Genomic DNA, 20475 nt, shown 5'->3' on the forward strand with positions numbered 1-20475 from the left:
TATTGACTATAGGTGTGGTGAAGAGTGAGGAGGGAATGGCATGTTTGCTTTGTAACGTTTTGCAAAAGTAGTGAATGTTTTTTAAGAAGTGGTCTTGCCAATTTCATGTGAAACTTGGTATTATTACTAGGTATTAAATTTTTATTGGAATAATATTTTTACAGGAATTTCGATTTATTATAAAGAAATATAAATTGGAATGTTTAAAAAATTTATCGTAAGATGGAAATAGTAAATATTTCTATTAGTTAATGAAATATATTTTCTAATAGAGTACATCGTATTTTTACAGTCAATCTAGTTTTCGTGACGAGAATCTGTAAAAACGGGACAAACAAGAGTATGGGAGTGGATTTTACATGTTTAAAATTCAAGAAGTTCGTGAATTAATTAAATTAATTGATAGCTCTAATATTGATGAATTTGAATACAAAAAAGACGGTACAACAATCAAAATGAAAAAGCGTGGTAATGAAGTTGTTGCTGTGCAAGCACCTGCAGCAAAACAAGCTATGCAACCAGTAGCGCCTGTTGAAGTTGAAACGACAGTAGCAGCAGCGCAAGCAGAAGTGCCAAAACAAGAAGAGAAGAAGGTTGTTCAAAATGAAAACCTACATAAAATCACATCACCGATGGTAGGTACATTCTATTCTTCTTCTTCGCCTGATACACCTCCATATGTAAGTGTTGGGGATAGAGTATCGAAAGATTCTATCGTATGTATTGTCGAAGCTATGAAGTTATTTAACGAAATTGATGCTGATGTAGAGGGCGAAATTGTTGAAATTCTTGTTAATAACGGACAGCTTGTTGAATATGGACAACCGCTATTTCTTGTAAAAGCGTAATAAGGGAGTCTTTGTGATGATAAAAAAAGTATTAATAGCCAATCGTGGGGAAATTGCTGTACGAATTATTCGTGCTTGTAAAGAAATGGATATTGAAACAGTTGCAATTTATTCAGAAGCAGATAAAGAGTCACTTCACGTACAGATTGCAGACGAGGCGTATTGTGTAGGACCAACGATTTCGAAAGAAAGCTATTTAAATTTGACAAACATTATTAGCGTTGCGAAGTTAACAGGCTGCGATGCTATTCATCCGGGATACGGATTTTTAGCAGAGAATGCAGATTTCGCAGAGTTATGCCGTGAATGTAACTTGATTTTTATCGGTCCAAGTCCAGAAGCTATTTCAAAGATGGGCACAAAAGACGTTGCTCGTGATACAATGAAAGAAGCAGGGGTTCCGATTGTACCAGGTTCACAAGGGATTATTAAAAATACCGAAGAAGCGATTGAGCTTGCTAATCAAATTGGATATCCAGTTATTATTAAAGCGACTGCAGGTGGCGGTGGAAAAGGTATTCGTGTTGCACGCCATGAAGAAGAGCTTATAAAAGGAATTCAAATTACACAGCAAGAAGCTAGTACCGCTTTTGGGAACCCTGGTGTATACTTAGAAAAGTACGTTGAAGATTTCCGCCATGTTGAGATTCAAATAATGGCAGATACACATGGAAATGCCATTCATTTAGGAGAGCGTGATTGTACAATTCAGCGCCGTTTGCAAAAACTATTAGAAGAAAGTCCATCACCTGCACTTGATGAAGAGATTCGCAAGCAGATGGGTGAAGCGGCAGTTAAAGCGGCGGTAGCGGTTGATTATACAGGTGCTGGTACGGTTGAGTTTATTTATGAATATAAAACGAAAACCTTTTACTTCATGGAGATGAATACGAGAATTCAGGTTGAGCATCCGGTTACTGAAATGGTAACAGGAATGGACTTAATTAAAGAACAAATTCTTGTTGCTTCAGGAGAAAAGTTATCGTTACAGCAAGAAGAAGTACAATTTAATGGTTGGGCAATTGAATGTCGAATTAATGCGGAAAACCCTGCCAAAAAATTTATGCCATCTCCAGGTAAAGTAGAAATGTACTTACCACCAGGAGGATTTGGTATTCGCGTCGATTCAGCTGTATATCCGGGATATTCAATCCCACCTTTCTATGATTCGATGGTTGCTAAATTAATTGTTCACGGAAAAACACGTGAAGAGGCAATTGCAAAAATGAAGCGCGCACTTAGTGAATTTGTCATTGAAGGCGTACATACAACAATCCCGTTCCATTTGCAATTGCTAGATCATCCTGATTTTGTAAAAGGTGAGTTTAATACGAAATTTTTGGAAGAGCATGAACTTGTGACGCAGTGATACATTAAAGGAGGTTTTTTTCATGGCTGAACATATGTTAGATATGGGTCAAGATACAACTCTTGGTAAAGTAGAAATTGCACCAGAAGTAATTGAAGTAATTGCAGGTATTGCAGCTGCTGAAGTAGAAGGTGTAGCGGCAATGCGCGGTAATTTTGCTACAGATGTTGTTGAGAAGTTAGGTAAGAAAAATCATGGTAAAGGTGTAAAGGTTGAATTAGCAAACGAAGATATTATCGTTGACCTTTATGTTGTAATGTATTTTGGTGTAGCAATTCCAGTTGTTGCACAAAAGATTCAAGACAATATTCGCCAAGCACTCTTTACAATGACAGGACTTGAGCCAAAAGAAGTGAATGTTCACATCGTTGGCGTAACATTCGAAACACAAAAAACAGAAATCGAACCAGTGTAAGAATGAAAAGGTGCCTAGTAACATAGGCATCTTTTTTATCGTTTCATTTCTTCACAAATTACAACCCTCTAATTATTATACTATTTCAAAAAATAAGAAATAAACAAGAAAATGTGTCGTTTTTCCAAAAAACGTACATTGTGATAAGATATGGAACTTGAAGTTAATCTTTTTATTATTTTTCAGCCTTGTAACCCGTGTGTGAAACGATAAATTGTGTTATTATCATTGTATTATAAGGTTGGAAAATCAATGAAAACTGTAAGAGTAAGTGAATTGACGGCTTATAAATTATAATAATATAACAAAGTATAAGGAAAGACTTGAAGCATAAAGGAGAGTTACAATGAAACGTAGGACGGCTAGAGAAAGAGCAATGCAAGCATTATACCAAATGGATATTACAGGTGAATTAGAACCGAAAGTAGCAGTGGAAAACACGCTAGATGAAGGCGAAGAAACAAATGAGTTTCTAGAGTCACTTGTAGTAGGTTTTGTAGAAAATAAAGAAGCAATCGATGAAGCGATTCGTCAAAATTTAAAAAAGTGGAAGCTTGAGCGTATTAGTATTGTTGATCGCAGTATTTTACGTGTAGCTGTGTATGAAATGAAATACATGGAAGAAATTCCACACAACGTAACAATTAACGAAGCAATTGAAATTGCTAAAACATTTGGGGATGAGGAATCTCGTCGTTTTATTAACGGCGTTTTATCTAATATAAAAGATACACTGTAAATTCTTTAAGGGGGAATCTTAAAATGGTAGCAGTAATCATCAAAGGAAATGAAGTTGCGGAGAAAAAACGAGCACAATTAACAGAAGAAGTTGTGAAGTTGAAAGAGCAAGGTATTGTACCAGGATTAGCAGTTATTTTAGTTGGAGAAGATCCAGCATCTCGTTCTTATGTGAAAGGAAAAGAAAAAGGCTGTGAACAAGTAGGGATTTACTCAGAGCTAATTGAACTTCCTGAAACAATTACTGAGGAACGTTTGCTTGCTGAAATCGATCGCTTAAATGGCGATGACCGTATTAATGGCATATTAGTGCAATTACCTTTACCAAAACATATTGAAGAAAAAGCTATCATTGAAAGAATTTCACCAGAAAAGGATGTAGACGGATTTCACCCAATCAGCGTGGGACGTATGATGACGGGACAAGATACATTCCTTCCATGTACACCGCATGGTATTGTAGAATTAGTAAAAGAAACAAATCTTGATATTTCTGGAAAACATGTAGTAGTAATTGGAAGAAGTAATATTGTCGGTAAACCAGTGGGGCAATTGTTTTTAAATGAAAATGCCACTGTCACATATTGTCATTCTAAGACGCAAAATATGAAAGAGTTATCGAAGTTAGCTGATATTTTAATCGTAGCTGTTGGACGACCTAAAATGATAACAGCGGATTATATTAAAGAAGGGGCGGTTGTAATTGACGTTGGTGTTAACCGTTTAGAAACAGGAAAACTTTGTGGTGATGTTGACTTTGACAACGTGTTAGATGTTGCGGGTTACATTACACCTGTGCCAAAGGGTGTTGGTCCAATGACAATCACAATGCTTCTTCATAATACTGTTGAATCTGCCAAACGTGCAGGTGTCGTTTGTAAATAATTTGAGTCGGCTATGAGGAGAGAGAAATGGAGAAGCAATATTTAACCGTTACAGCGTTAACACGCTATATAAAAACAAAAATAGAATATGATCCGCATTTGCAGTCTGTTTGGTTAAAAGGTGAAATTTCCAACTTTAAAAATCATAGCCGTGGCCACATGTATTTTACATTGAAAGATGAAAATGCAAGAATCGCAGCGGTTATGTTTGCGGGCCATAATCGTAATATTAAATTCAAACCTGAAAATGGGATGAAGGTACTCGTGAAAGGAAAAATCTCTGTTTACGAGGCGAGTGGTTCTTATCAAATTTATATTCAAGACATGCAGCCTGACGGAGTCGGAAATTTACATTTAGCGTACGAACAGTTAAAAGTTCGTTTAGAAGAGGAAGGACTTTTTTCTCAAGTTTATAAAAAAGCGATTCCTCCTTACGCTAAAACAATAGGTGTGATTACGTCGCCAACAGGAGCAGCGATTCGTGATATTATAACAACGATTAAACGTCGTTATCCAATTGGGAATGTTATTGTATTTCCGGTACTTGTACAAGGGGAGTCAGCGGCTCCCTCGATTGTACAAGCGATTCGTACAGCGAATGAAATGGGAGAGATAGATGTACTAATCGTTGGTCGTGGTGGAGGTTCTATTGAGGAATTATGGGCTTTCAATGAGGAAATGGTTGCAAGAGCAATCTTTCAGAGTGAAATTCCTATTATTTCGGCAGTAGGCCATGAAACAGATTTTACAATTGCAGATTTTGTTGCAGATTTACGCGCGCCAACACCGACCGCAGCAGCTGAGTTGGCAGCACCTAACATTATAGAGTTACAAGAAAAGGTATTACAAAGAACTCTGAGATTGCAAAGAGCAATGAGAGAGTTAGTACATAAAAAAGAAGAAAAACTACAAGTGTTGCAAAAATCGTATGCGTTCCGTTATCCAAGACAAGTATATGAGCAAAAGGAAGAGCAATTAGATAGAGCGCTAGAACAGCTTGTTTTAGCGAAAGAGCGCTATATTGATAAAAAGGTGAATCAGTTAAAGCAACTTTCATTTTATTTAGAGAAGCACCACCCATCTCAAAAAATTATGCAAACGAAGGTAGCTGTGGAAACGTTGCAAAAGCAATTACAACGTGAAATGCAAACGTTACTTCAAACGAAAGAATTTGCCTTTGTAAGAGCTGCTCAAAAACTTGAAGCGTTAAGTCCGCTTAAAGTAATGATGAGAGGGTACGGGCTTGTATATGATGAAGAGAAGCAAGTGTTAAAAAGTGTGAAAGATGTAAGCCTTGGAGATGCTGTTTCAGTTCAATTACAAGATGGAATACTAGATTGTAGCGTATCAGGCATAGAGGAGCGTGAATTGAATAATGGAAAATAAATTAAGCTTTGAAGAGGCAATTTCGCAACTTGAGCATCTTGTTTCTAAGCTAGAACAAGGTGACGTACCTTTAGAAGAAGCGATTTCTTATTTTAAAGAAGGTATGGAATTATCTAAGCTTTGTGATGAGAAGCTGAAGAATGTACAAGAACAAATGGCAGTTATTCTTGGGGAAGATGGAGCGCTTGAACCGTTTACTGCTTTAGGAGATGAAGCATAGTGACGATTGCTTTTGATACTTTTTTGAAAGAAAGTAAAACTTTCGTAGAAGAAAAACTTGTAAGCTATGCAAATGGATTACAATGTCCAAATGTACTTCGTGAAGCGATGGCATATTCTTTGGAAGCGGGTGGAAAACGTCTCCGCCCGTTACTTTTGTTTGCAACATTACAAGCGTTTGGGAAAGAAAGAAATCTTGGAGTAGGTGCAGCTTGTGCTCTTGAAATGATTCATACATATTCGTTAGTTCATGATGATTTACCTTGTATGGATGATGATGATTTAAGAAGAGGAAAGCCCACAAATCACAAAGTATTTGGTGAAGCGATGGCAGTTTTAGCAGGAGATGGCTTATTGACATACGCTTTTCAAGTTATTATGGCATATGAGCAAAAAGAAATTTCTGCTGAAAAAAAAGTAAGACTTGTACTTGAACTCGCAAAAGCAGCAGGACCAGAAGGAATGGTTGGCGGACAAGTGGCAGATATGGAAGCGGAAGGGAAACGCCTTACGATTGATGAATTGGAGTACATCCATAAACATAAGACCGGAAAACTACTTGAATTTGCTGTACTTGCGGGTGCGATACTTTCTGATGCGACAGAAGAGCAAGAAGAAAAGTTGCTTACGTTTGCCAAATATATCGGTCTAGCTTTCCAAATTCGAGATGATATTTTAGATGTCGAAGGAACTGAAGAAGAGATTGGAAAACCGATTGGTAGTGATCTTTCTAATGAAAAGAGCACATATACGACGTTGTTTACTGTAGATAGAGCAAAGGATATTTTAGAAGAAACAATTGCAGAAGCAAAAGGTGCGATTAGCTCCTTGCAATTACAAGATGAATATTTACTATCTATTTGCGATTTGATTGCAAAACGTAATAACTAATATAACAGCGTTTTCATTTGTTGAGTCATTCATCATTTTATGATATAAATGTAGGAAAAGGTTTTTCTTTTCTTGTTATTGGCAAAAATATATGTAGATTACATTGCCGTTATCACTTCGTGTTAGCGGCTATTTTTTTCATCGCCTAAAGAAATATGGTTTATAATAGGATTAAGGCGCAATAGACTGGTTAATAGCGGGACAAGACGAAAAATAGAAAAGAGAATTTCTTGTTTTGTGTAAATGTTTTTTATAATATTTGACATGTTGACAGATTATGAAATGAAAGTGAGTGATCCATGTGGATCTAACGCAAATTCAAAACCCTAGTTTTTTGAAAGATATGTCTATCAGTGAACTAGAGGGATTGAGTGAGGATATTCGTAAGTTTTTAATTGAAGAGCTCTCTCAAACAGGTGGACATATTGCACCTAATTTAGGTGTAGTAGAACTCACAATTGCTCTGCACAAATTATTTGATAGCCCGCAAGATAAATTTTTATGGGATGTAGGACATCAATCCTATGTACATAAAATTTTAACTGGACGCGCGAAAGAGTTTGGCACATTAAGGCAATATCAAGGTCTATGTGGTTTCCCGAAACGTTGTGAGAGTGAGCACGATGTATGGGAAACTGGTCATAGCTCGACTTCGTTATCGGCTGCAATGGGAATGGCTCTGGCACGTGATTTAAAGAAAACGAAAGAATATGTTATACCAATTATTGGAGATGGTGCTTTAACAGGCGGAATGGCTTTAGAGGCATTGAACCATATTGGACATGAAAAAACAGATATGATTGTTATTTTGAATGATAATGAAATGTCAATTGCACCAAACGTTGGTGCGCTTCATAATGTGCTCGGTCGTTTACGTACCGCAGGAAAATATCACTGGGTAAAAGATGAATTAGAGTATATATTAAAGAAAATTCCAGCAGTTGGCGGGAAAGTGGCTGCGACAGCAGAGAAAATAAAAGATAGTCTTAAATATTTACTAGTATCTGGTGTCTTTTTCGAAGAGTTAGGCTTTACATATTTAGGTCCAGTCGATGGGCATGATTATGAAAAGTTATTCGAAACGTTGCAATATGCAAAGAAAACAAAAGGCCCAGTACTCGTTCACGTTATTACGAAAAAAGGAAAAGGTTATAAACCGGCTGAGAGTGACGTTATTGGAACTTGGCATGGAACAGGACCTTATAAAATTGAATCAGGTGACTTCGTTAAGCCGAAAGAAGTTGCACCAGCATGGAGTGCTGTCGTTAGTGAAACAGTACTTAAGCTAGCGAGAGCAGATGAGCGTATCGTAGCAATTACACCTGCAATGCCTGTTGGATCAAAACTTGAGAAATTCCAAAAAGAATTCCCAGATCGTATGATTGATGTAGGTATCGCAGAACAGCATGCTACAACAATGGCAGCAGGTATGGCAACGCAAGGAATGAAGCCATTCTTAGCGATTTATTCAACATTTTTACAAAGAGCATATGACCAAGTTGTTCATGATATATGCCGCCAAAATTTAAATGTTTTCATCGGAATAGATCGTTCGGGATTAGTAGGAGCAGATGGTGAAACGCATCAAGGCGTATTTGATATCTCATTCTTACGTCACTTGCCGAATATGGTGCTTATGATGCCGAAAGATGAAAATGAAGGTCAACATTTAGTTTATACGGCGATGCAATATGAAGATGGACCAATCGCATTGCGTTATGCGCGCGGTAATGGACTTGGCGTTCATATGGATGAAGAATTAAAGGCGATTCCAATCGGTACGTGGGAGACGTTAAAAGAGGGTACACAAGCAGCTATTTTAACGTTTGGTACGACAATACCAATGGCAATGGAAGCAGCTGAGCGTCTTGAAAAAGCTGGGGTTTCAGTGAAAGTAGTGAATGCTCGCTTTATTAAACCAATGGATGAAGCATATTTACATGATCTTCTAGGAAAGAATATACCGATTTTAACGATTGAAGAAGCTTGTTTAATCGGTGGTTTTGGAACAGGAGTAGTTGAATTTGCATCTGAAAATGGTTACCATAGTGCATTGGTTGAACGAATGGGTATTCCAGACCGCTTCATAGAGCACGGAAGTGTAACAAAATTATTAGAAGAAATTGGTTTAACGACAGATGCTGTTGTAGACCGTATTCATACAATGATTCCATCAAAACAAAAAAGGGCGTAACAAATGAGCGTAAAAAAAGAAAGAGTAGATGTACTATTAGTAGAGCGAGGACTTATAGAAACGCGTGAGAAAGCAAAGCGCGCCATTATGGCCGGACTCGTATATGCGAATGAGATGAGACTTGATAAGCCAGGAGAGAAAATCTCGCAAGATACTGAGATTACGGTGAAGGGACAAGTTATGCCGTATGTAAGTCGTGGTGGTTATAAACTTGAAAAGGCATTAGAGACATTTCATCTTGATTTACAAGATAAAGTTATGATAGATATTGGTTCATCAACTGGTGGCTTTACAGATTGCGCGCTTCAAAATGGAGCGAAATTATCTTATGCATTAGATGTAGGATACAATCAACTAGCGTGGAAATTACGTCAAGATGAGCGTGTTGTTGTAATGGAACGAACAAACTTCCGTTACGTGACACCAGCAGACTTAGAACGTGGTTTACCTCAATTTGCAAGTATTGATGTTTCATTTATATCATTAAAGCTTATACTGCCAGTTTTAAAAACAATGCTTATGCCTAACGGAGATGTAGCAGCGTTAATTAAACCGCAGTTTGAAGCTGGAAGAGAGCAAGTTGGGAAAAAAGGTATCGTTCGCGATAGAAAAGTACATGAAGCTGTTGTAGAAATGATTGTCGAGTTTGCTTTAAAAGAAGGCTATGATGTGGAAGGTTTAACATTCTCACCAATTACGGGTGGGGATGGTAATATTGAATTTTTAATTCATCTGAAATGGCATGGTGAACGTGAGAATGGCGAAAATCATTCTCCGATTTCTATAGAGCAAGTTGTTACAGAAGCGCATGAAGTTCTAAAACAAAAAGGGAAAGGGGAATAACATATGTTGTTCCTCTTTTTGCTGTAATTGTATAATGATTGTAAAAACAATTGTGTACAAGAAACGAATTATAAGTTAACATAAATAAGTGAAGTATACCAATGTTTAAACTATGGTAAGAGATAGTGTGAGGTGCAAATGTATGAATAAAGGTCAGCGCCATATTAAAATCAGGGAAATTATTGCAAACAAAGAAATTGAAACACAAGATGAATTAGTTGATATTTTACGTAATGAGGGATTTAATGTAACGCAAGCAACAGTATCGCGCGATATTAAAGAACTGCACTTAGTGAAGGTGCCATTACATGATGGGCGCTATAAATATAGCTTGCCAGCAGATCAACGATTTAACCCGTTACAAAAATTAAAACGAAATCTAGTGGATTCATTTGTAAAATTAGACACGGCAGGACATATGCTTGTGCTAAAAACATTGCCTGGTAACGCTCATTCACTTGGAGCACTTATTGATCATTTAGAGTGGGATGAGATCATCGGAACCATCTGTGGTGATGATACTTGCTTAATTATTTGCCGTACACCTGACGATACAGGTGTTGTCTCTGATCGTTTCTTAAATATGTTGTAACAAAAAATCTTGTTTGCTTTCCATCGTAAAGTGGAAAGTGAACAAGATATTTTTATTGGTTAAAAATATGAATTTTCAATTGTAATATAATATTTTGTTTGCATAAAGTTAGAAAATAGATGGATTGACCCGTAAAACAAATGTTTGGTACAATGAAGCGGGTTAGAAGAGTATATACATACAAATATATAGCATGATTATTTGAATGAAGAACTGAGAAAATCCTTTAGTAAGGGATTATTTTATAACGAGGTGAATGGGGCATTGTTATCGGAATTATCGATTAGAAACTTTGCTATTATTGAAGCATTAAATATTTCTTTTCAAAAAGGTTTAACGGTTTTAAGCGGTGAAACAGGGGCCGGAAAATCGATTATTATTGATGCAATTAGTTTACTTGTAGGTGGCCGTGGATCAGCAGAATTTGTTCGATATGGAACAGAGAAGGCTGAGATTGAAGGGCTATTTTATGTTGAAGATGAGAAGCATCCATGTATTGAAAAGGCAGAAGAGTTAGATATAGAAATAGAAGATGGCATGATTATTTTAAAGCGTGATATTGCTGCGAACGGGAAGAGTGTATGTCGTGTAAATGGGAAGCTTGTTACACTTAGCATATTAAAAGAAATTGGGAAAACACTTGTTGATATTCATGGACAGCACGAAACGCAAGATTTAATGAATGAAGAACGACATCTGTTTATGCTTGATCACTTTGATGGGGATCGAATCGTTAAACAATTAGACATATATCAAAACGTATACGCTGACTATGAAAAATTAAAAAAACAATTGAAATCGTTAAGTGAAAATGAGCAACAAATGGCACATCGCTTAGATTTAATTCAATTTCAGCATGAAGAAATTCGCAAGGCGGATTTAAAGATGGATGAAGAAAATGAATTAACTGAGGAACGATTGCAAATTTCTAATTTTGAAAAGATTTATAAAGCGTTAGGTGATGCATATCGTTCGTTAAGTGCCGACGGACAAGGGTTAGATAATGTAAGAAGTGCAATGGGGCAAATGGAAAGTATTACACATTTAGATGAAGTGTATCAGGAGAATCATGATTCAATTGCAAATAGCTATTACTTATTAGAAGAGGTTGCCTATCAACTGAGAGAAAAGCTCGATATGATGGAATATGATCCAAATCGTTTAGATGAAATCGAAACACGTTTGAATGAAATTCGTATGCTAAAGAGAAAATATGGAAATACTGTAGAAGAGATTTTAGCGTATGCTGATAAAATTGAACAGGAAATTTTTACGATTGAAAATAAAGACGTTCATATTGAAACGACGAAGAAACAGTTGAAGGAATTAGAAAGTGTTATTCTGAAAGAAGCAACGTTGTTAAGTAATATGCGTCATGAGCTTGCAGAACACCTTACAAATGCAATTCATCAGGAATTAAAAGAATTATATATGGAAAAAACGAAATTTGAAGTGAGAATTATGAAGAGAGAAGGAAATGTAGAAGAGCCCCTTGTGGAAGGTGCGCCGGTAAGACTTACGGCGGATGGTTACGATCATGTGGAATTTTATATTTCAACGAACCCAGGAGAGCCGCTAAAACCACTTTCAAAGGTTGCATCTGGCGGAGAGTTATCTCGTATCATTTTAGCTTTAAAAAGCATTTTTTCTAAGCATCAAGGGGTTGCATCTGTTATTTTTGATGAAGTGGATACGGGTGTAAGTGGCCGGGTCGCACAGGCTATTGCGGAAAAAATTTATCGAGTATCAGTAAACTCGCAAGTACTTTGTATTACGCACTTACCTCAAGTAGCTTCAATGGCAGATTCACATTTATTTATTCGAAAACAAGTAGCGAATGATCGGACAATTACATCGGTTACTGTTTTAACTATGGAGGATAAAGTAACAGAAATAGCTCGAATGATTTCTGGTGTGGAAATCACAGATTTAACGACAGAGCATGCGAAAGAATTACTTACGCAAGCGCATCATTTTAAACAGACAGCAGAGGCTATCCAGTAATGGATAGCTTTTTTTCTCAAATGACGATTTCTTAATTCTTCCGGTTATAAATAAAGCACTGCAAGGAGAGATTAAAAAGTGAAGCCAAGAGGCTGAATGTGGGGTAGGAGCGAGGAGAGTGAACAAGTTGAAATTAGAAAAATTTCGAAAAATAATAGGTCTTTGTCTCCTTGTTTCTTTAGTTTTTATTGGATGTTTTAAACCGCTTCGAACGTTTATTTCATCACCGAAACAACTTGTTGTTTTTGAAGGACAACAATCAGAAATATCATCATTACCAGTTTTCAAAGCTTCATCCACAAATCGTCATGTATTTACAGTGAGTTCGAATGAACAAAAACAAGGACTTATGGTAAATTCTCATCAAAATGGTGAAGCTGATATGGTATTTCAGCTTGCTGGTTTTCCAGTAAAAAAAGTAAATGTGAAAGTGTTAAAAGATTTTAAAGTGATTCCAGGTGGACAATCAATTGGTGTGAAATTAAATACAAAAGGTGTACTTGTTGTAGGCCATCATTTAATTCAAACTGAAAAAGGTAAAATATCTCCTGGTGAAACAGCAGGTGTACAAATTGGAGATATGATTACTGAAATTAATGGTAAAACAATTGAAAGAATGAGTGATGTAGCACCGTTTATTCATAATAGTGGAGAAACAGGTGAACCGCTTAATCTTGTATTGTTAAGAGATGGAAAATATATTCGTACGAAGCTAACTCCACAAAAAGACAACGGTGAATCGTCTTATCGAATTGGCTTGTATATCCGTGATTCGGCAGCTGGAATTGGAACGATGACATTTGTTCATCCAGATTCTATGAAATATGGGGCACTTGGTCATGTTATTTCTGATAATGATACGAAAAAGCCGATTCAAGTCGAAGATGGACAAATTATGCGCTCGACAGTTACATCAATTGAAAGAGGTAGTCATGGGAATCCAGGGGAGAAATTAGCAAGATTCTCACCAGACCGTGAAGTGATTGGCAATATTACAATTAATAGTCCATATGGTATTTTTGGAAAATTAAATACGAATATGAAAAACGGTATAATGGATAAAGCAATGCCTATCGCATTATCTCATCAAGTAAAAGAAGGACCGGCAAAAATATTAACAGTTATTGATCAAGATAAAGTAGAAGCGTTTGATATTGAAGTCGTTAGTACAGTGCAGCAAAAATTCCCAGCCACAAAGGGTATGGTAATAAAAGTAACAGATAAACGTCTATTAGCGAAAACGGGCGGTATCGTACAAGGAATGAGCGGAAGTCCAATTGTACAAAATGGAAAAGTAATTGGTGCTGTTACACATGTATTTGTAAATGATCCAACATCAGGATATGGTGTTCATATTGAATGGATGTTACATCAAGCTGGAATTAATATTTATGATCAAGAGAAAAAAGCGAGCTAATATATATTATTAGCTCGCTTTTTCTGTTGAAAAATTCGTTGAAATTTTGTAAAAGCTCCGCAAGAGGTGTTTTTTGTTGTAAAATAAAAGGAAAGGGTTGAACGTTTCGTTGTATTTCTATGATGGAATGTGTTGCGAAAGGGAATAAATGAACGATAAACATATTTTTTTGTGATTTTATCGGAAAGTAAGAAACTTTAAAAGGGAATTTTCACACAATTGTCGAACAATTCATGTAGCCTAGAAGGATACACATGTCGGAGAATCGATTCGGTAAGGGAGGAAAAGCTGTGGAGAAAATTAAAGTATGTCTTGTGGATGATAATAAAGAACTAGTATCAATGTTAGAGAGCTATGTAGCCGCTCAAGATGATATGGAAGTAATCGGTACTGCTTATAATGGTCAAGAGTGTTTAAACTTATTAACAGATAAGCAACCTGATGTACTCGTTTTAGACATTATTATGCCACACTTAGATGGTTTAGCTGTATTGGAGAAAATGCGACATATTGAAAGGTTAAAACAGCCTAGCGTAATTATGTTGACAGCATTTGGCCAAGAAGATGTGACGAAAAAAGCAGTTGACTTAGGTGCCTCATATTTCATATTAAAACCATTTGATATGGAGAATTTAACGAGTCATATTCGTCAAGTGAGTGGTAAAGCAAATGCTATGATTAAGCGTCCACTACCATCATTCCGATCAGCAACAACAGTAGATGGAAAACCGAAAAACTTAGATGCGAGTATTACGAGTATCATTCATGAAATTGGTGTACCCGCTCATATTAAAGGATATATGTATTTACGAGAAGCAATCTCCATGGTATACAATGATATCGAATTATTAGGATCGATTACGAAAGTATTGTATCCAGATATCGCAAAGAAATATAATACCACAGCAAGCCGTGTGGAGCGCGCAATTCGTCACGCAATTGAAGTAGCTTGGAGCCGTGGGAATATTGATTCTATTTCGTCCTTATTCGGTTATACAGTATCCATGTCAAAAGCAAAACCTACGAATTCTGAGTTCATCGCAATGGTTGCGGATAAGCTGAGACTTGAACATAAAGCTAGTTGAGAGTAGAAGTAGCAATGGGTTTTCGTTTTAGTAAAACCGATGTATGCTGGAACGCTATGCTCGATGTTAATTTTAAAGCCAATAAACTTTTTAATGAAAGACCAATGAATGTTATAATTCGTTGGTCTTTTTATTTTGTTGAGAAAAAGAGATTATTTGATATCATGGGAAATAAAACCTATTTTTAGTAATATTACATGTAAGTGAGTTTTTTTATAAGGTAATAAAATAGATATAGATAGGGAGAAGGGGAATGGAAAATAAGATTTCAACTTGGCTAGGAATAGTAGCAGCTATGGGAGTTCTTGCTATTGCAGTTACATTTGGAATGTTAGAACTTGCAGATAATCCAGTAGATAAAGAAGTGAGCGCTCAAATAGATAAAAAAGAAGACCAAACAATAGTAGGTAGAGAGGTGGATGGGGTCTTTGTTGATGTGTATGTTACTGAAAATTCTACTGAAAGCGAAGTCATTACAGCGATGCATCGCATGACTCATCAAAAAGTGGTGGCAGAACGAAAATCGGGCTCTATCCCAATGATTCAAAGTAATGCTAAAAAATTAAAAGAAATTATAAATAAGAGTAGCTTTACGAAGAAAAATGAACTTTTAGCAATTGCTGATAGATGGGCGAAAAAAGATTTTAGTAAAATTGTAGAAGATCACAATTATTTCTCGGATGCTCAAGAAGATAGCGTTTGTAAAGCAACTAGAGCAATGGATGCGTTAGAAGAGCAACATTATATTTTAACTACATTCGGGGAGGAAAAAGCGAAAGAACTATACGAATCAGGGGATGCTCCGCACGTTCAATAAAAAATAATATAAAGGGCTTCTAGTTTTTTTATGATCGTGTTTTTAGGACGCAATGGGGACTTATAAATAAATAGTCTGCTTTCTTTATGACGTGTAACAAAAAAAGAAAAGATGTGATTCATTATTAAATGATGAAGGAACGGCTAAATCACATCGTAGTACATCTGTTAAAGGATTTTAGTAGGAAAGGCATCCGTGATATAATAGAAAATAATAAAAAGTCCTGCAAAACAGGACTGTATTATTCTTCGTCTTTATTTTGTTTTTCTAATTCAACTAGCTTTTGAATTAAAATGTGCTGCGGCATATGCATGAGTTGTTCAAGTGGAACACCTAGTGCTTTTGATAAGCGGACTGCAGTATCTGGAGAGATTTGTAATGGTCTCATAGAAGTACCTCCTTTTTCGTATAGTATAGCATAAGATTGGGGGAGTGAGGATGACTCTTATATTTGCACATCGTGGTGCGGCTGGAACGTACCCAGAAAATACAATGATTTCATTTGAAGCGGCTGAGTCTTTTAGAGCGGATGGAATTGAACTTGATGTTCAATTAACGAAAGATGGAAAAGTTGTCGTCATTCATGATGAAACGGTGGACCGGACAACAAATGGAAAAGGCGCGGTTCGGAATTATGTATATGAGGACTTATGCAAGTTAGATGCAAGTTATAAATTTGGTGATAAAGTAGGTTTTTGTAAAATACCACTTTTAGAAGAGGTATTAGAATGGCTTGAACAAACGAGTTTGCTACTTAATATTGAACTTAAAAATAATAAAATTCCATACAGAGGTTTAGAGGAAGAAGTTATAACGCTTGTACGGAAATTTAGTCTAGAGGATCGCGTTGTATTTTCTTCGTTTAATCACTACAGTATGAAACGGTGCCATATGATGGCTCCTGATATTCAAACAGCAATTTTATATCGCGAAGGTTTGCATAGTCCGTGGGCATACGCGAAAAAAATGGGGGCTACAGCAGTACATCCGAATTATCGTTACCTTCAAGATGCTATTGCCGAACTAACGATGGAAAGTGGTGTAGAGGTTCGCCCTTATACAATTAATGAAGAAACGCTTATGCGTAAATATTTTGATATGAATATATCGGCGATTATTACTGATTACCCTGAAACGGCAAGAACGTTAATGCCAATAAAAAAATGAGACCGCGTGTAACGGTCTCATTTTTTTATTTATAAATAGTGGGGCATTCCTATCTTCTAAAGCGAGCTTGTACTTTATTTCGTTTACGGTCTCGGTGCAAGACGAAGCCACCGAAGATATAAAACCCGAGCCCGAAGCAGAGAGCGCCGATTAAAAATTGTAACCACAGTATAGAGATTGGTGGAAATAGAATCCCGAATACAGTATCTCTCATTAACTTTATACCAAACACAGCTAATGAAATAGGGATGAGTGCTAATAGTAGAGCAACGTAACGCTGCATACATAACGCTCCTTTTCAGATTATTTCGTATATTTTAATGATGTTATACGGAAAGGGGGTTTGTCAAGAGGGTGCTGAACGAGTAAGATAAGGGTGTGAAAAAATTTGCAGAGTTACTTCGAGAGGAAGTGGAATATATGAAACAAAAAGTATTAATTGTTGGTGCAGGTGAAGGCGGGAGCGCACTGCTGAATCTGTTACAAAGTTCGAATATATTTCAAATTATAGGGATTATTGATATAAATCCGTTGGCAAAAGGATTGCAAATTGCTAAGGAATACGGGATTGCAATTGGAGAGAATGTAACTCCATTTCTTTCTATGCATATCGATGTAATATTTGATATGACAGGTGAAGATGATATGCATAAGGTTTTATTGGAAAAAAAGAAAAAAGACACTCTTCTTATACCAGGTGATATCGCAAAAATTGTTACAGGATTAGCGCATGAGAAGGAAGGGCTAATTGGGCGATTAGAGGAACAAACGCAACAAGGAGAATTAATTTTAAATTCTACACATGACGGCATGATCGTAATTGATCGAGAGGGACAAGTTCGTCTTTTTAATAAAAGTGCAGAGCGTATTATCGGATATAAAAAAGAAGAGGCGATAGGAAAATATATTTTAGAAGTCATTCCAACTAGTAAATTACTTCGCATTATACGTACGAAACAAATAGAAGTAAATTATGAACTAACATTAGAGAATGGAAAGAAAATTATTACAACGCGTATACCGATATTAAAAGAGGGCGGAGAGGTACAAGGGGCATTTGCAATTTTTAAAGATATAACAGAAGTTGTAGATTTAGCGGAAGAAGTTACAGATTTAAAGGAAATTCAAACACTATTAGAGGCAATTATTAACTCATCTGAAGAAGCAATTTCGGTTGTGGATGAAAAAGGAAGAGGTTTAGTCATTAACCCGGCATATACGAAATTAACGGGTTTAACAGAAGAAGATATTATTGGGAAGCCTGCTACAACTGATATTGTAGAAGGCGAAAGTATGCATATGAAAGTACTTCGAACGCGTCGTGCGGTGCGCGGAATACATATGAAGATTGGGCAAAAAAAGCGCGATGTAATTGTAAACGTGGCACCAGTCATTGTGGATGGAATATTGAAAGGAAGCGTCGGCGTTATCCGTGACGTGTCGGAAATTCAAAAGTTAACAAATGAATTGAATAGAGCAAGGCAAATTATTCGCACATTAGAAGCGAAATATTCATTTGATGATATTGTCGGGAATTCAGATGAAACAACGGCAGCCATCGAACAGGCGAAGCTAGGAGCAAATACACCAGCAACAGTACTGTTACGCGGTGAATCTGGGACTGGTAAAGAATTGTTTGCACATGCAATCCATAATGGAAGTAATCGAAAATACAATAAGTTCGTCCGTGTAAACTGTGCGGCCATTTCGGAGACGTTGTTAGAAAGTGAATTATTTGGTTATGAGGAAGGGGCGTTTTCTGGAGCGAAAAGAGGCGGGAAACGTGGGTTCTTTGAGGAAGCAAATAACGGTAGTATTTTTTTAGATGAAATAGGGGAGTTGTCTGCAAATACACAAGCGAAACTCCTTCGTGTACTGCAGGAAAAAGAAATTGTAAAAGTTGGTGGAACGAAAGCGATACCTATTAATGTTCGAGTAATTGCAGCGACGCATGTGAATTTAGAAAAGGCTATTTTAGAAGGGAAGTTTAGGGAGGATTTATATTATCGATTAAATAAAATCCCAATTCAAATTCCATCTCTTCGTCAACGTAAAGGAGATATACCGACAATTGCGGACAGATTGATTCAAAAAATTAATCAAGATTACGGTCGTAATGTAGAAGGGCTCACTGATTCAGCCATTTTATATTTACAATCATACGAATGGCCAGGGAATGTGAGGGAACTTGAAAATATTCTGGGAAGAGCTATTATCTTTATGAATTATAACGAGACCTATATTGATGTACACCATTTACCGCCATTACATAACGAAGAGCAGGTGGAGTCAAAGCAATCTCATTTATTACCTGAATTAGAAGAAAAGCCACTTGAACATTTAGTGACAGAGTTTGAAGGGAATATTATTCATGAATATTTGGAGAGATTTGATGGGAATAAAACGCAAACTGCAAAAGCGTTAGGAATTTCCGTTCGAAATTTATATTACAAGCTAGAAAAGTATGACCATGCAAAAAATAGCATGCAATAAATTGCGTACCGTGCAATTTATTGCATGGTATACAAAAAGTGACAAAATAAGACAGAATCTTTTGTTATTTTCCAAAGTATTGATTTTACTGCATTTTGAATGCGTTTTCATTATTGGTAAGACCACTTTTAAAAGTTGGCACGGTATTTGCTTTATAAATAGACGAGGGACGACGGAAAGGGTTGATTACAAAATATGAAGTTAGAATACTTAATTGATCAAGCAGCAGGGCAGCCTAAAAAAACTGTAGCTGTAGCAGTAGCTGAAGATCATGAAGTAATTGAAGCTGTAGCGAAAGCAATTAAATTACAGTTAGCTCAATTTCGTCTATATGGAAATCAAGAAAAAATAATGGGGATGCTACAAGAACATGGTTTACAAACTTCAGAACATGTTGAAGTGATTGCAGCAATTTCTAGTGCAGAGGCTGCAGAACTTTCTGTTAAAGCTGTGAGAAATGGTGAAGCAGACGTGCTTATGAAGGGGAACATCCCAACAGCGAATATTTTGAAGGCTGTGTTAAACAAAGAGTGGGGCCTACGTAAAGGTAGCGTACTTTCACATGTAGCAGCATTTGAAGTTCCAAATTACGATTGTCTTATTTTCGTTACAGATGCAGCGATGAACATCGCGCCTGATGTAACACAAAAAGCTGCTATTATACAAAATACTGTAGAAGTTGCCCGGGCAATAGGGATCGACTTGCCAAAAGTGGCACCAATTGCAGCAGTAGAAGTTGTGAATCCAGCGATGCAGGCGACAATTGATGCAGCGATGTTAACACAAATGAATCGCCGCGGACAAATTAAAGATTGTATCGTTGATGGACCACTTGCTTTAGATAATGCAGTATCACAAATTGCAGCAGAGCATAAAGGCATAGTAAGTGATGTAGCAGGTAAGGCAGATATTTTACTCGTCCCAACGATTGAAGCTGGAAATGTGCTATATAAATCACTCGTATACTTTGCGGATGCAAAAGTAGGAGCAATGATTGCTGGCGCAAAAGCACCGATTGTTTTAACATCTCGTGCTGATTCAGCAGAAACAAAAGTATATTCATTAGCATTGGCAGTTGCGACTGCTTCAAAATAAACCAAAAAGGGTAAAACA

At 36.6% G+C, this 20475-nt stretch carries 20 protein-coding genes; 18 read left to right on the plus strand and 2 right to left on the minus strand.

Features of this window, described 5'->3' with window-relative positions; all coding sequences use genetic code 11:
• The first annotated feature begins 359 nt into the window (after positions 1-359).
• From accB to ACTFO4_RS03560, 15 genes are all read left to right on the plus strand, one after another.
• On the plus strand, positions 360-848 hold the full coding sequence (accB, locus tag ACTFO4_RS03490) for an acetyl-CoA carboxylase biotin carboxyl carrier protein (protein ID WP_000472866.1): 489 nt from the start codon (positions 360-362) through the stop codon (positions 846-848).
• Positions 849-864: 16 nt separating this feature from the next.
• Positions 865-2217: an acetyl-CoA carboxylase biotin carboxylase subunit gene (gene accC / locus ACTFO4_RS03495; protein ID WP_000592871.1), complete on the plus strand. Its 1353-nt coding sequence runs from the start codon at positions 865-867 to the stop codon at positions 2215-2217.
• Between the two features lie 22 nt (positions 2218-2239).
• Positions 2240-2632, plus strand: a complete 393-nt coding sequence (locus tag ACTFO4_RS03500; RefSeq protein ID WP_000807630.1) for an Asp23/Gls24 family envelope stress response protein — start codon at positions 2240-2242, stop codon at positions 2630-2632.
• Positions 2633-2978: 346 nt separating this feature from the next.
• A complete protein-coding gene (gene nusB, locus ACTFO4_RS03505; protein WP_000830247.1) occupies positions 2979-3371 on the plus strand; it encodes a N utilization substance protein NusB in 393 nt (130 codons plus the stop codon).
• Between the two features lie 23 nt (positions 3372-3394).
• A complete protein-coding gene (gene folD, locus ACTFO4_RS03510) occupies positions 3395-4255 on the plus strand; it encodes a bifunctional methylenetetrahydrofolate dehydrogenase/methenyltetrahydrofolate cyclohydrolase FolD (protein WP_000226732.1) in 861 nt (286 codons plus the stop codon).
• Positions 4256-4281: 26 nt separating this feature from the next.
• Positions 4282-5640, plus strand: a complete 1359-nt coding sequence (xseA, locus tag ACTFO4_RS03515) for an exodeoxyribonuclease VII large subunit (protein WP_000415251.1) — start codon at positions 4282-4284, stop codon at positions 5638-5640.
• Complete coding sequence (gene xseB / locus ACTFO4_RS03520; RefSeq protein WP_440013127.1) at positions 5630-5860, plus strand: exodeoxyribonuclease VII small subunit; 231 nt, start codon at positions 5630-5632, stop codon at positions 5858-5860. Before xseA ends, xseB begins: the two co-directional genes overlap by 11 nt.
• On the plus strand, positions 5860-6750 hold the full coding sequence (gene ispA, locus ACTFO4_RS03525) for a (2E,6E)-farnesyl diphosphate synthase (RefSeq protein ID WP_000150380.1): 891 nt from the start codon (positions 5860-5862) through the stop codon (positions 6748-6750). The genes xseB and ispA overlap by 1 nt, the downstream gene beginning before the upstream one ends.
• 301 nt (positions 6751-7051) lie before the next feature.
• On the plus strand, positions 7052-8944 hold the full coding sequence (dxs, locus tag ACTFO4_RS03530; RefSeq protein ID WP_000366452.1) for a 1-deoxy-D-xylulose-5-phosphate synthase: 1893 nt from the start codon (positions 7052-7054) through the stop codon (positions 8942-8944).
• Between the two features lie 3 nt (positions 8945-8947).
• The gene (locus ACTFO4_RS03535; protein WP_000111875.1) at positions 8948-9787 is read left to right on the plus strand and encodes a TlyA family rRNA (cytidine-2'-O)-methyltransferase; all 840 of its coding nucleotides are present in this window, start codon (positions 8948-8950) and stop codon (positions 9785-9787) included.
• A 142-nt stretch (positions 9788-9929) separates the two neighbouring features.
• On the plus strand, positions 9930-10379 hold the full coding sequence (gene argR / locus ACTFO4_RS03540) for an arginine repressor ArgR (RefSeq protein ID WP_001032580.1): 450 nt from the start codon (positions 9930-9932) through the stop codon (positions 10377-10379).
• A 264-nt stretch (positions 10380-10643) separates the two neighbouring features.
• A complete protein-coding gene (gene recN, locus ACTFO4_RS03545) occupies positions 10644-12383 on the plus strand; it encodes a DNA repair protein RecN (RefSeq protein ID WP_000947768.1) in 1740 nt (579 codons plus the stop codon).
• Positions 12384-12501: 118 nt separating this feature from the next.
• Entirely contained in the window at positions 12502-13800 is a 1299-nt protein-coding gene (gene spoIVB, locus ACTFO4_RS03550) for a SpoIVB peptidase (protein WP_002000940.1), read from the plus strand.
• 290 nt (positions 13801-14090) lie between these two features.
• Entirely contained in the window at positions 14091-14885 is a 795-nt protein-coding gene (gene spo0A / locus ACTFO4_RS03555) for a sporulation transcription factor Spo0A (RefSeq protein WP_011110369.1), read from the plus strand.
• Between the two features lie 253 nt (positions 14886-15138).
• Complete coding sequence (locus tag ACTFO4_RS03560) at positions 15139-15702, plus strand: PRK06770 family protein (RefSeq protein WP_061457700.1); 564 nt, start codon at positions 15139-15141, stop codon at positions 15700-15702.
• A gap of 241 nt (positions 15703-15943) precedes the next feature.
• Here the strand turns inward: ACTFO4_RS03560 and ACTFO4_RS03565 are convergent, their stop codons facing one another.
• Positions 15944-16090, minus strand: coding sequence for a YycC family protein (locus tag ACTFO4_RS03565; RefSeq protein ID WP_001247671.1), 147 nt, complete (start codon positions 16088-16090; stop codon positions 15944-15946).
• Positions 16091-16140: 50 nt separating this feature from the next.
• Here ACTFO4_RS03565 and ACTFO4_RS03570 point away from each other — a divergent pair, with 50 nt between their 5' ends.
• Entirely contained in the window at positions 16141-16869 is a 729-nt protein-coding gene (locus ACTFO4_RS03570) for a glycerophosphodiester phosphodiesterase (RefSeq protein WP_061457699.1), read from the plus strand.
• A 49-nt stretch (positions 16870-16918) separates the two neighbouring features.
• Here the strand turns inward: ACTFO4_RS03570 and ACTFO4_RS03575 are convergent, their stop codons facing one another.
• On the minus strand, positions 16919-17152 hold the full coding sequence (locus ACTFO4_RS03575; protein WP_001190211.1) for a DUF2627 domain-containing protein: 234 nt from the start codon (positions 17150-17152) through the stop codon (positions 16919-16921).
• A 137-nt stretch (positions 17153-17289) separates the two neighbouring features.
• Here ACTFO4_RS03575 and ACTFO4_RS03580 point away from each other — a divergent pair, with 137 nt between their 5' ends.
• Together ACTFO4_RS03580 and yqiS are read left to right on the plus strand one after the other, a co-directional pair.
• Complete coding sequence (locus ACTFO4_RS03580) at positions 17290-19362, plus strand: sigma-54 interaction domain-containing protein (RefSeq protein ID WP_061457711.1); 2073 nt, start codon at positions 17290-17292, stop codon at positions 19360-19362.
• A 195-nt stretch (positions 19363-19557) separates the two neighbouring features.
• A complete protein-coding gene (gene yqiS, locus ACTFO4_RS03585) occupies positions 19558-20457 on the plus strand; it encodes a phosphate butyryltransferase (RefSeq protein ID WP_440013124.1) in 900 nt (299 codons plus the stop codon).
• Positions 20458-20475 lie beyond the last annotated feature (18 nt).

It is taken from the genome of Bacillus cereus group sp. MYBKT14-1 (assembly GCF_051915185.1).
GTDB classification, from domain to species: domain Bacteria; phylum Bacillota; class Bacilli; order Bacillales; family Bacillaceae_G; genus Bacillus_A; species Bacillus_A cereus.